This is a genomic window from Bacillus sp. PDNC022 (assembly GCF_016919285.1).
In the GTDB taxonomy this organism is placed as follows: Bacteria; Bacillota; Bacilli; order Bacillales; family Bacillaceae; genus Bacillus; species Bacillus safensis.
The window spans coordinates 2,214,483-2,227,809 of the sequence record NZ_CP070345.1 but is presented as its reverse complement, the minus strand read 5'-3'; the positions used below and the strand labels follow the sequence as shown (position 1 = coordinate 2,227,809).

Annotated in this window: 10 protein-coding genes, 1 pseudogene and 1 other annotated feature; of the genes and pseudogenes, 6 read left to right on the top strand and 5 right to left on the bottom strand. The window is 40.3% G+C overall.

Going from position 1 to position 13,327, the window contains the following annotated elements; translation table 11 throughout:
* Positions 1–92: 92 nt before the first annotated feature.
* From JVX94_RS11490 to guaA, 5 genes are all read left to right on the top strand, one after another.
* Positions 93–992, top strand: a complete 900-nt coding sequence (locus JVX94_RS11490) for a cation diffusion facilitator family transporter (protein ID WP_205183186.1) — start codon at positions 93–95, stop codon at positions 990–992.
* Positions 993–1,094: 102 nt separating this feature from the next.
* Positions 1,095–2,057 carry an AAA family ATPase gene (locus tag JVX94_RS11485; protein WP_203129374.1) on the top strand — a complete coding sequence of 321 codons (963 nt, stop codon included), beginning with the start codon at positions 1,095–1,097 and terminating at the stop codon, positions 2,055–2,057.
* Complete coding sequence (locus JVX94_RS11480; RefSeq protein WP_205183184.1) at positions 2,054–3,244, top strand: DUF58 domain-containing protein; 1,191 nt, start codon at positions 2,054–2,056, stop codon at positions 3,242–3,244. Before JVX94_RS11485 ends, JVX94_RS11480 begins: the two co-directional genes overlap by 4 nt.
* A 9-nt stretch (positions 3,245–3,253) precedes the next feature.
* A complete protein-coding gene (locus JVX94_RS11475) occupies positions 3,254–5,458 on the top strand; it encodes a DUF4129 domain-containing transglutaminase family protein (protein ID WP_205183181.1) in 2,205 nt (734 codons plus the stop codon).
* Between the two features lie 186 nt (positions 5,459–5,644).
* Positions 5,645–7,186, top strand: coding sequence for a glutamine-hydrolyzing GMP synthase (gene guaA / locus JVX94_RS11470; RefSeq protein ID WP_039176907.1), 1,542 nt, complete (start codon positions 5,645–5,647; stop codon positions 7,184–7,186).
* Between the two features lie 88 nt (positions 7,187–7,274).
* Here guaA and JVX94_RS11465 read toward each other — a convergent pair whose 3' ends face one another.
* From JVX94_RS11465 to JVX94_RS11450, 4 genes are all read right to left on the bottom strand, one after another.
* Positions 7,275–7,751, bottom strand: coding sequence for a YbaK/EbsC family protein (locus tag JVX94_RS11465; protein WP_205183178.1), 477 nt, complete (start codon positions 7,749–7,751; stop codon positions 7,275–7,277).
* Positions 7,752–7,838: 87 nt separating this feature from the next.
* Positions 7,839–8,897, bottom strand: a complete 1,059-nt coding sequence (locus tag JVX94_RS11460; RefSeq protein ID WP_205183175.1) for a helix-turn-helix domain-containing protein — start codon at positions 8,895–8,897, stop codon at positions 7,839–7,841.
* The gene (locus JVX94_RS11455; RefSeq protein ID WP_205183172.1) at positions 8,898–10,559 is read right to left on the bottom strand and encodes a 2-isopropylmalate synthase; all 1,662 of its coding nucleotides are present in this window, start codon (positions 10,557–10,559) and stop codon (positions 8,898–8,900) included.
* A 57-nt stretch (positions 10,560–10,616) separates the two neighbouring features.
* Positions 10,617–10,881, bottom strand: a binding site (T-box leader).
* A gap of 219 nt (positions 10,882–11,100) precedes the next feature.
* Entirely contained in the window at positions 11,101–11,988 is an 888-nt protein-coding gene (locus JVX94_RS11450) for a helix-turn-helix domain-containing protein (RefSeq protein ID WP_205183169.1), read from the bottom strand.
* A gap of 107 nt (positions 11,989–12,095) precedes the next feature.
* On the opposite strand from JVX94_RS11450, the pseudogene JVX94_RS11445 reads away from it, so the two are divergent.
* Positions 12,096–12,274 (top strand): annotated as a pseudogene (locus tag JVX94_RS11445) (GMP synthase (glutamine-hydrolyzing)); the annotation flags it as partial.
* A 214-nt stretch (positions 12,275–12,488) separates the two neighbouring features.
* On the opposite strand, the gene JVX94_RS11440 reads toward JVX94_RS11445, so the two are convergent.
* Positions 12,489–13,316 (bottom strand): hypothetical protein, encoded by an 828-nt coding sequence (locus JVX94_RS11440; RefSeq protein ID WP_205183166.1) that lies wholly within the window; start codon positions 13,314–13,316, stop codon positions 12,489–12,491.
* Positions 13,317–13,327 lie beyond the last annotated feature (11 nt).

Here is a 13,327-nt window from a genome sequence, read left to right as displayed (position 1 = left end):
TGACATAAGCGAATCATGTTGCTGTAGACCCACACGGGCTTTGCTTTGTAAGATAAATAATAGAAAAGTGATGTGTGAGGAGGCGCGGCGACATGGAGCGCTATAACGAATTAAGACAAGGTGAAACAGGGGCTTGGGTCAGCATCATTGCCTATGTGATCTTATCTGCGGTCAAACTCATTATTGGGTATATGTTTCATTCAGAGGCCCTTTCGGCAGATGGATTGAATAACACGACGGATATTATTGCATCCCTTGCTGTGTTGATTGGGCTGCGTATTTCTCAAAAGCCGCCTGATGAAGATCATCCATACGGTCATTTTAGAGCGGAAAATATTGCGTCTCTTGTGGCTTCTTTTATCATGATGCTTGTTGGGCTTCAGGTTTTGCTGAGTGCAGGCAAGTCGCTCTTCTCATCTGAGCATCAAACGCCGGATATGATCGCGGCTTGGACGGCAGCAGGAAGTGCTGTTGTGATGTACGGTGTGTATATCTATAACCGCAATCTGTCCAAACGGATCAATAGCCAGGCTCTTCATGCGGCAGCTGCTGATAATAAATCAGATGCGTATGTGAGTATTGGAACATTTGTAGGAATCATGGCCTCTCAATTTCAGCTGGCATGGATTGATACGCTTGCAGCGTTTGTCATTGGCTTAATTATTTGTAAAACTGCGTGGGAGATTTTCAGAGATGCCTCTCATTCGTTAACAGACGGTTTTCATATAAAAGATATGTCTAAATATAAAGAGACCATTGAAGCAACACCAGGAGTGGGCGATTTAAAGGATATTAAGGCGCGTTATCTTGGAAGTACAGTTCATGTGGATGTAGTGGTTGAGGTCGAACCTAACTTGAACATTGCAGAAAGCCATGATATTGCAGATGAAATTGAACGCAGAATGAAGCAGGAGCATGATATTTTACACTCGCATGTTCATATGGAGCCAGCAAGTGAGCCGAAAGAAGAGAAGAAGTCTTTTCCATCGTGAGAAGGCTTCTTTTTTATATGTGTTGATGTTATATGCAAATGGGCGTTGTATGGTAAAGTTAGACTATATGAAATTTGACAGAAACGTGATAGGAGGATCAGGATGGCATTTGATGAACCGATGCATTCAGATTTACAAAAAATCGTAGATAACATCAATAAAGTCATGGTTGGGAAAAAAGACATTGCGATATTAAGCCTTGTTGCGATTTTGGCGAAGGGGCATGTGCTGCTAGAGGATGTGCCTGGTGTAGGGAAGACGATGATGGTGCGTGCTTTGGCAAAATCCATTGGCTGTGAGTTTAAGAGAATCCAATTCACTCCTGACCTTTTGCCTTCAGATGTAACAGGCGTGTCGATTTACAATAAAAAGACAAATGAATTTGAATTTAGGCAAGGACCGATCATGGGGCAGATTATTTTGGCTGATGAGATCAACCGGACCTCTCCTAAAACACAATCAGCATTGCTTGAAGCGATGGAGGAAGGCAGTGTCACAGTGGACGGAGAAACGATGCCGCTTGCGGATCCTTTTTTCGTCATGGCGACCCAAAATCCAGTGGAATATGAAGGAACTTATCCGCTGCCAGAAGCGCAAATGGACCGGTTTTTATTCAAGCTGCAGATGGGATATCCGACCATGCTCGAGGAGCTGGAGGTGCTCAATTTGCAGGAGAAGCAATCACCGATTGATACGCTCCAAGCTGTCATGACAAAGGAACATATCCATGCGTTGCAGCAGGCTGTTCAGACCATTCATGTGGATGCATCCATTAAAGAATATATTGTTGAAATTGCTCAAGCGACGCGTAAACACCCATCTGTTTATCTAGGTGTAAGTCCAAGGGGATCGATCGCCTTGATGAAAGCGGCACAGGCGTATGCGCTTTTGAATCAGCGTGATTATGTGATTCCTGATGATGTACAGTATTTGGCGTCTTATACATTACCGCATCGTATGATTTTGACATCAGAAGCGACATATGAAGGGAAGAAGGCGGAGACACTGCTGCGACAAATGCTTGAGCAAATTGGCGTGCCAGTTCAAAAGTCGATGACTCAATGAAGTCACGTAATCGTTTAGCCGTTTCATTATGGTTACGGGTGATGATGCTCATCATTCTCACTGCGGCAGCCTTTTGTTATGCCATGTTTCAGGGAGGGTTTGTGAGCTGGTTCCTTTTTTATGCATTTTTACCATATGCTCTGTATGCATTGCTGTTTGCGCTCGTTCCGCTGCGCGTGACAGCCAAGAGGACATTACAGCAAACCCGCTTGAAGGCGGGGGATGTGCTGTCCGTTGACCTTGAAATCAAGCGGACACATCCATTTCCGTACGTTTACGTCATGATAGAGGAGGCTCCGCCAGACACCTTTCATTTACAGGAACAGATTGAAATGAAGCAAATGCAGTTTCCTTGGTTTCGGAAAACATGGCGATTTTCCTATCAATTGAATGATGTCATGCGGGGAGAGCATCATTTGACAGCGGTTAGAATCAAAACGGGTGATATGTTTGGGTTTGTTGAGAAAGAAATCATCATTCCGTTAGAGAAAAAGCTGCTTGTCTACCCCAAAGTGCTGGATATCCCTGTAGAGCCTGCTGAGTCAGTGAATGAAAACGGAGGCAAAGCGGTTCACTCGTGGTTAAATGAACCGGCCCATGTGACAACAGGCGTACGGGAATACCAGCAAGGAGACCGGTTTGCTTGGGTGGACTGGAAGACGACAGCCAGAAGAGGCCAATTGATGACAAAGGAATTTGAACAGAATCAATCAAAGGACCTTGTCGTCTTTGCAGATTTTACCGACAAAGCTGTTTTTGAAACAGTCGTCTCTATTACAGCATCTGTTCTTCAAACGGCTGTGAAAAAAGGAGTGCCGTCAGGTCTTGTCCCTCTAGGAGATCAGCATGCCTTTCGAGTCGAACAAGGAGAACTTCATTTACAGGACATGCTTTATTATTTAACAAGGGTGCAGCATCAGCCTTCCCGCGCACTAGAATATAAACCGTTAGCAGCGAGTGAGTACCAGCACTCTGGAAAATATGTCGTCACGGGTCAGCTGCAGGAGGAGCTTGCGGCAAGTCTCTTTGGAAATCGAAACAGAAAGAATATCACCGTGCTTTTAGTGAAGAAAGCCGCTGACCATTTGACGACAAAAGAAAAACAGCTTGTAGACCGGCTCAAGGCCTCTGGAATACGCATCACCCTTTTATTTGAAGACCGGCTGCACGAAAGAACTGTGAGGTGACAAACATTTATGCTGCATACGCATCTGCGGCAAAGCCGTTTTGAATTGTTCATCTATTATGCTGTAGCTTTTCTGCTGCTATGGGAGTGGCTTCGTCCACTTCAAGATTTTACAGAGACGAGCCATACGTCTTATTTCATCATTTTTATCGGGCTTACGTGTTTGTTTACGTTCTTTCGTCTGAAGTGGTATGTGACGTTTCCTATTTGTGGTGGACTGATTTTACTCGCCTTATATTTGATCTTTTATCAATCAGCGCCAGGCTATCCGGCAGCTTTGTTTGCTGATATCAAGGATAATATCACCTTAATGAGCATGGGCATGTGGAGTGACATGTATCCGTCTTTCCGCACATTGTTGTTTTATATTTTGCTGTGGCTGCTTGTCTACTTGCTTCATTATTGGGTGGTCTATCAGCAGCGTATCTTTTTCTTTTTACTGATGACGATTGTCTATGTCACGATTCTTGATACGTTTACGCCATATGATGCGACCTTTGCGATTGTTCGTATTATGGTATTTGGCTTTTGTTTGCTTGGATTGCTGTATTTCGATCGACTGCGTTCAGCTGAGGGGGTTCGGGTGTCACAGAAAGCACGTCTAAAGTGGTTTTTACCCATGCTGGCGCTTGTCCTTCTATCAGCGTCACTCGGCGCTTCTTTGCCGAAGTCAGATCCAAAATGGCCTGATCCTGTCCCGTTTTTTAAGGCGGTCACGAATCAAGATGGGTCAGCCGGGCAGAATAAAGTGGGATATAGTGCAGATGATTCGGCGCTTGGCGGACCGTTTAGTGAGGACCGCACACCTGTCTTTAAATGGAGCGGAAAGGAGCCGTCTTATTTTCGTGTAGAAACAAAAAGTATTTACACAGGAAAGGGATGGGAGGATGCTTCAAATGATACGAAGCCTACTCGGCTAAAGGACGACACTGTGCCGAATCGGTGGTTTACCAATCGTGTGAAAACAGAGGAGCATGAAACAAGAATCGATATAGAATCGGATTATCGATTTAATCATGCTGTGTATCCTATTGGAACGATCATGCTGACACCAATGGAAAACATTCCGCTGCAAATCATGGGCAAAACGGAGAAAATTGTCCCGTCTATGCAAAACCCACCTAAAAATTTAGGGAACTATCAAGTCAGCTTTTTATCTCCTACATTTATCCTGGAGGATTTACAGAAAATCAAAGTACCGACAAAGAAGCAGGTGAATCAGCAGGTTGGCCGTGAATACTTGCAGCTTCCATCGTCACTTCCAGAGCGTGTGAAAACTTTGGCAAACAGCTTAACGGAAACGAAGGATAATATGTATGATAAAGCGAAAGCGATCGAGGATTATTTAGGATCTGCGAAGTTTTCATATGAAACGCAAAATGTCGCTGTGCCTGGTCGTAATGAAGATTATGTGGATCAATTTTTATTTGATACGATGATCGGCTACTGTGATAATTTTTCAACCTCTATGATCGTGATGCTTCGTTCAATCGGAATTCCGGCGAGATGGGTGAAAGGGTATACGTCTGGCCAGTTATATGAAACACAAATGGATGGAAACAATGTGTATGAAGTGACCAATAACAATGCGCATTCATGGGTAGAGGTTTATTTTCCAAACAGAGGCTGGGTCACCTTTGAACCGACAAAAGGATTTACAAACCCAGAGACATTTACGAATGAAGCTGTTTCAAGCGATCAAACGGATGATCAAAAGCAAGAAGAAGATCAGTCTAGTTCTGATGCAAGTGAAGATCAGCAGCAAGACCAGCCGCAGCAGCAGGAGACAGAGCAGCCGGCACAACCAAAGGAACAAACAGCGGAGGCAAAGCCAAATATGGTGCATGTTGGTTGGGTTATAGGTTATGCGGCAGGAGCTATTGTCCTGCTTGGATTCATCAGCTGGATGCTTTATCGATTCAGAACAAGATGGCTGCCATTCTTTATTGTAAGAAAGGTGAAACGTCTGCCAGAGGATGAAGCATTCTTCTATGCATATGCGGCTTTATTAAAGCAGCTAGGGCGCAGGGGAATCGAGAAAAAGCCAGGTATGACGCTAAGAGAATTCGCTTCGCTGATTGATGAGAAGGATGGAGATCATCATATGTCAGAGCTGACACAGCTTTATGAACGTGCGCTCTACCGGCGAGAGGATGCGTCGGCGCTTTGGCAACAATCGGCAAAGTTATGGGAAAATTTAATAAACAGGAGATAGTCTTGACCGCGTACCTTCCTGTTGTTAGAATAGGTGAATATTAAAACCTTCTAAAATACATGAAATTGAAGCGTTCGGATGTGAGTCTGGGCGCTTCAAAAGCGTGATTCACACTGAGAGCAGGTTTTCTCCTCTCATTTTTTCTGTGCGTTTATAAAAAACTATATTGGACATAGAGGTGACACCATGACAAATTTAGTAAATGAAATGATTTTGGTTCTCGATTTCGGCAGTCAGTACAATCAGCTGATCACACGCCGTATTCGTGAATTTGGTGTGTACAGTGAGCTTCATCCGCACACTTTAACTGCTGAAGAAATTAAAGAAATGGCACCTAAAGGAATCATCCTTTCTGGTGGACCAAACAGTGTTTATGATGAAGGATCTTTCCGCTGTGATGAAAAGATTTTTGATCTGGGCATTCCGGTTCTAGGCATTTGCTACGGCATGCAGCTCATGACTCATTATTTAGGCGGGAAAGTAGAAGCGGCCAGCCAGCGTGAATATGGAAAAGCAGATATCCATATTAACGGAACACCTGCTTTATTCAAAGACCTTCCGACTGATCAAGTCGTTTGGATGAGCCATGGTGACCTCGTTGTTGAAGTACCAGAAGGCTTTACAGTCGATGCAACAAGTGCACATTGTCCAAATTCAGCCATGAGCTTAGCTGAGAAGAATTTCTATGGCGTTCAGTTCCACCCAGAGGTTCGTCACTCTGAGTACGGAAATGACCTATTGAAAAACTTTGTCTTCGGCGTGTGTGATTGCGATGGCAAATGGTCAATGGAGAACTTCATTGAAATTGAAATGCAGAAAATCCGTGAAACAGTAGGCGACAAGCAAGTATTGTGCGCACTAAGCGGCGGTGTGGATTCATCTGTTGTGGCAGTATTGATCCACAAAGCCATCGGCGATCAGCTGACATGTATTTTCGTTGACCACGGCCTTCTTCGCAAAGGCGAAGCAGAAGGGGTTATGAAAACATTTAGCGAAGGTTTCAACATGAACGTGATTAAAGTAGATGCAAAAGATCGTTTCTTAAACAAGCTAAAAGGTGTGTCGGATCCTGAGCAAAAGCGTAAAATCATCGGTAACGAATTTATCTATGTATTCGATGACGAAGCGGACAAGCTAAAAGGAATCGACTACTTAGCGCAAGGAACGCTTTACACAGACATCATTGAGAGCGGAACAGCAACGGCACAAACAATCAAATCTCACCACAACGTAGGTGGTCTTCCAGAAGACATGCAGTTCGAATTGATTGAGCCACTCAATACGCTATTCAAGGATGAAGTCCGTGCCTTAGGTTCAGAGCTTGGCATTCCTGATGACATCGTCTGGAGACAGCCATTCCCAGGTCCAGGACTAGGTATCCGTGTACTAGGTGAAATTTCTGAAGAAAAACTAGAAATCGTCCGTGAATCGGATGCGATTCTACGCGAAGAAATTGCTAACTTCGGCCTTGAGCGCGACATCTGGCAATACTTCACGGTTCTTCCAGACATCCGCAGCGTAGGTGTCATGGGTGACGCAAGAACATACGACTACACAATCGGCATCCGTGCTGTTACTTCTATTGATGGGATGACGAGTGACTGGGCAAGAATCCCTTGGGACGTGCTTGAAAAGATATCAACTCGTATCGTCAATGAAGTGAAGCATATTAACCGCGTGGTGTATGATATTACGAGTAAGCCGCCTGCTACAATAGAGTGGGAATAAATGTAAAAGAGCTGAAAACCTTTGTGTATCAAGGGTTTCTAGCTCTTTTTTATTTTTAACTGCACTTTTTCCTTCCGTCTTCATGTGTTCATTCATCATTCCATCCCTTACACACATCAATCCATTGTGAATAACCGGAGTATTTTTCTAATTGTTTTATTGTTAGTTCAATAGCACTGTTACTGCTCCCGCAGGCTGGATAGACTGTCTCAAAACGTTTTAGTGAAATATCTAAATATACAGAAACGCCATTCTTTATAGCAAAAGGACATACTCCGCCAATTTCATGACCGACCAAGTCAACGACCTCATGAGGAGAAAGCATTTTAGCTTTTGTTTTAAAATATTCCTTGAATTTTTTGTTATCAACTTTTGCATCGCCAGAGGTCACCATTAAAATAGCTTGTCCATTTACTAGAAAGGAGAGTGTTTTTGCGATTCTTTCAGGTTCGCAGCCCAATGCAGAAGCAGCCAAGTCTACGGTGGCACTTGATACTGAAAATTCCTGAATTCGATTATCCATATCATATTGTTTAAAATAATCTTTTACTGTCTTGATCGACATTATGATTTCTCCTTTTTATTAGTATTGATTTGACATTTTCTCGATTTTAAAATGGTCCTTTTAAGATAAGCGTCATTCTTCTGCTAATTATGATCTATTATTTAAACGATATTGATGTGGTGTTAGGTGATACTTTTTCTTAAATAAACGAATGAAATGTTCTACATTTTGATAACCAACGGCTGCCGCAATATGATCTACTTGTGAATTGCTGCCAGTGAGCATTTCGCAGGCTTTTTCCATTCTTATTTCTTGCCGAATCTCACTAAATGATTTGCCAAGCTTACGAGATATATATTTTGACAGATAAGACTGTGAAAGGTTAAATTCCTCTGCCATCTCCTGGATGGTTATATGCTCACAACATTGTTGAATATATTGGAGCATTTCAATAATACGTATATCACGATATTGTTTGACCTGATTTACGTTCATATGACTTGGTTTGAATCTTAATAAGAGACATAATAATATCTCAAATAAATTATTCATAATCAACTGGTAACTAGGGAACCGGTTGTGATTTTCTGTAAATAGTTGGAGAGAGCAGTCTAGCAAATGTTTATCCAAGTGACTATGGAAAATAAGAATATTTTTATTTTCTTTTATATACAATGCGTTCAAAAAGAATTCTGAAATGACATTATTTCCTTTTAACATTTTAAAAAACACTTTTTGAAAAGTACTCTTACGGATCATGATTTGCATGGCGATTGTATTCTCCATTACAATTGGCTTGTGTATGGTGTCAGGTGGAATAAAGGCAATATCTCCTGATTTTAAAGTCATTTTTTTATCTTCCACTTCTACATACATCTCATTTTCCAGAACATAGATCATTTCAAAGAAATCATGGATAGCCGACAATTGAGGCATAAAACGGCTATACTTTCTCACTTCGATATCTTTCTCCTGACCTAACCACATGGTATCTTCCTTTTCAAATTCGTTCTGCCCTTTTTGCAAAAATTCTTCTATATATATTTGCTTATGCATTAAATTGTGTTTATCATAATCCTTCAAAAATAATTGCAATGATTGATTGTCATGCTTTTTCTGTTGGTATTGTTGATAAAAGATTTCTTGCTCGTTATATTCTCTTAAATATTGCATCACTTCATGTTTTTCAAGTTTATCTTTTTCCATCTACATCCAAACCTCTAGTTTATTTACTGCAACCACCAGGGCCTTCACTGTTGCTTCCATAATATCTTTATCAATTCCAGCACCCCAATGCATTTCTCCTTGATATGAAATTCCAATCTGTGCACAGGCTTGTGCTTGAGAATCCTTGCCCAAAGAATTCTGTTCATAGACTTCCAAAACATACTCGAGATGAAAATGTGCTTTTAACGCATTACTGATTGCATCTAAACTTCCTGTGCCAGTTCCTTGTATGTCTATTTGCTGATCATCTCTCAGCAAAGTTAAGGTGACTTCCTGCTTCTCTCCTTTATGAAATTGATAATCAAGCAGCTGGAAATGAGGGTGATAATCAACATACTGTTCTTTAAAAACATGATATATTTCTTCGACAGACAATTCCTTACTTGCCTGATCAGATACTTTCTTCGCTTCATATCCCATGGCTTCATTCATTTGATAAGGAAGTTGAATGCCATAATTTGTTTCTAGTATATAACCTATGCCGCCTTTTCCAGACTGGCTATTGATTCGAATCACATCCGTTTGATAATTCCTACCCAAGTCAACTGGATCTACTGGGATATACGGAACGTCCCATTTATCAACATTATTTTCCTTTCTATATTTCATACCTTTAGATATCGCATCTTGATGTGACCCAGAGAATGCGGTGAAAACCATTTCCCCAGAATAGGGCTGCCTCTCCGGAACAGTGATTTTTGTTAGTTTTTCATATTTTTTACGAATCGCTTCTAGGTTATTGAAATTCAATTTTGGATCATAACCTTGTGAATACATATTCATCGCCAAGGTAATTAAGTCTACATTCCCTGTACGTTCACCGATACCAAATAATGTACCTTCGACTCTTTCTGCGCCAGCTAGAACACCAAATTCTGCATCACTTATCCCAGAGCCACGGTCATTATGAGGATGAACAGATAATGTCACACTGTCTCGGTAAGACAGATTTTTGTGTATATACTCAATCTGACTTGCAAAGATATGAGGCATTGAATATTCAACTGTTGTCGGAATATTGATGATTGCTTTATGAGTTGGTGTCGGTTTCCAAATATCTAAAACACTATTACAAATATCTAACGCATAATCAACTTCTGTTCCTGGAAAGCTTTCAGGACTATATTGAAAATAAATATCGCTTTCTGTTTTTTCGGCAAGTTCCTTTACTAAAATAGCTCCATCCATTGCCATTTGTTTCACTTCATCTTTTGTTTTCTTAAATACTTGTCTGCGCTGCGCTTCTGAAGTCGAATTATATAAATGAACAATCGCTTTCGGTACTCCCTTAATGGCTTCGAAGGTTCGGCGGATAATATGCTCTCTCGCTTGCGTGATCACCATAATTGTGACATCGTCTGGAATCATATGATGATCAATCAGTGTCCGTAATAGCCTAAACTCCGTATCAGAAGCAGCTGGAAATGCGATTTCAATTTCTTTAAAACCTATCTCTACTAATAACTGAAATATTTCCAATTTTTCTTCTAAGTTCATAGGAATAGGTAATGCTTGATTTCCATCCCGCAAGTCCACACTGCACCATATCGGAGCACGTTCTAATGTTTCTTTCTTCACCCAATCATACGTAAGGTTCGGTGGCAAAAAGTATTTCTTTTCGTATTTTTTGTGGTTAAACATGATCGATTCCTCCTAGAAAATAGAATATAAAAAAAGCCTTTCATCCCCAAGATTTAACTTGGAGACGAAAGACTTCTTCTTACGCGGTACCACCCCTGTTTCATGATAAACAAACATTATCATGCCCTTATTCGGATACAGATTGTTATATCTTATATCCTTCCCATATAACGGTGGGGTGCCGTCCTTAACTACATCAATACTTTTCATTTCACTAAGGCTACTCTAAGGTGAGTTCCCTGCCTTTTTGTTATTGCTTCTCATCAACCAGCAACTTTCTGAAAACATTTCGGCAAGTACTATTCCTTATCATCGCATTCTCATTTTTCTGATTTTTTCTATTATACCAAGTCTACAAAAAAGAGATAGTGATAGGGATATCTTTTTTAATTGATTTTTTTTGTTCTATGGGTGCTTATCTTTAATCCTCTTCACCAAATAAAATTCCGAGGCCACAAATAAAGGTGAGTGAATTCATAGCGAACAATAAAATCGTACCAATTTTTTTCATGGCAATGAACCTCCTCTTAAATTCAGTCTGCTAGCCTTCAAAATTTAAATTCACTGGTTCATCCTCTAAATGATCCACAGTATTTTGTTCTGTCACTGGCACACTTTCATCTACAATTTTAAAACTAAGTTCGTCCATCCAAATGTGACCTTGTCCATGTAGTAATATGCCAAACGCAATGACTTCACTTTTGACTGGAACATCCAATACTACACTAAAATGATTCCAGCCGTTTGTTCCTGTAATGGGACGGTTCATCATGTTGTCAAACGCAAGAACTTCACCTGAAGAATGGTCAATCCTCATCCATAAACCAGCTGAACCTTTCACATCTTCGCTTTTGACAAAAGCGGAAAATTGAAGCCGTTCTCCTCGGTAAAGATTAGATTTAATTTGCTGCATCAATGTTGCGAAACCTCCAGCTTTTTTATCTTTTGATTTTAAATAAGCGGAGTTAGTCCCGCTGTGTACTATTCTGTTATCCAAACCTGTTTCATAGTCAGATGGGGTATCCCCCGTCATAATCCATCCAGTAGGTGTGTTCTGATGATCTGCCATATTTGTTTCCTCCTTATTAATTACATTCCTTAATAATTTCCGATAACGTGCGGGTGACATGTCATATATCTTCTTAAAGGCTCTAGTGAAGGATTCCTGTGAACTAAATCGATACTGCAATGCGATGTCAATCGCCCGTTGGTCTGTATGAATTAAATCCTTCGCCGCTTGGGTCATCCGTCGTTCCCGTATATAATCAACAACTGACTTCTTAATCACTTTTTTAAACATACGGTGAAAGTGAAACCTAGAATAACCAGCGTGTTTCGCTAGAGTTTGAAGCGGTAAATCATCTTTCAGATGCTGTTCAATATAATTTAATGTTTCTTGAATCGTTTTCTCATGTTCTTGATAGGACAACCGAGCACCTCCTTGCCTTACGAGTTTAGTATAGCGGAAATGCTCTTTAGGAAACTTGACTTTTTGTGCTATGTTGCAATTTTAGAATGGACCTTCTAACCGTGGGTTCAGGAATAGGTATCCGTACTGTTACTTCTATTGATGGTATGACGAGTGATTGGGCAAGAATCTCTTGAAGATGTGCTTGAGAAGATCCCACTCGTTCGTGAATGAAATGAAGTATGTTAACCGCGGGGTATATGATATTACGAGTAAGATGTCTGCTACGAATGAGTGGGAATTATAATAGATTTGGTGTGTGAATGCTGTTTTATTATATGAGTAGTTTAAAAAGCACAAAAACACTATTAAATTTTGTGGTTACCACCAATAACCCCAACAAAGGGAGAGGAATGCCGATTTTTTTGCGAGAATTTGGCATTTTTTATTTATTCGATCTTTATAAAGTTTTCAAATATAATGTATATAAAAAAGCGAAGTATTGACTTCACTTTTGTTTGTTAATCCATTTCGTTGGAAAATCGAATTTGCATATCTATCAATTCATCATAAAAGTTAAAGTGTTGTAACTCCAAATCTTCACAGACTTTTTTAATGATCCATTTGCCTCGTTCTTCAATCCTGAGATTTACTTTATGTAGGTACTCACTTAATTCTTGTTCATTTTGAGGTTTTAAACGATTGTAACTTCCGATTCCATCAAAATGACCTTTCCAAAATTCACTGACTGTCCATTTTTCATCATTGTTCACATATGGTTGAAGGAAATATCGTTCGACGAACTGTTTCCAGCATGCTAATGGTTGAAAGAATTCAAATAGTGAATACATCGTAACATCCCAATAATCTTGTGAAAACAAATAACGACCCGAGTTCATCCAATGTGGTAATACCGTGAAATTCCCAATGCAATGGGTGGAAGCAGCAAAGGTTTCAAACTGATGGTTGATATGACCATCAGAATCTATTTTTTTAGAATGATTGAAAGTCGTAATAAACGAATTCATTGTTTCTCCGCGGAGCAAGTTGTAACGATCTAGAAAAAGCTGTGATTTAGGCTCTGACTCATAATCAGTACTCCAAAGTAATTGATAAATATAAAAAGGTTCTTTATCACAGTCAGCTTTGCGGCCAGCTTTTTTGGTAACATTACAAATTCCAATTTCTTTGAGTTTACGACTTTTATAATCTAATAATAACTCAATATGTGATTTATCTTTTGGTATCGGTTCTTTGATATAACTTTGTTTAAAATCCCATTCCCAAGGCTTGATTTTAAGTTCTTCACACTTTTCAAACCAGCCTTCTATCCATGTGTTCTTCTTCATTTCTTTTCTCC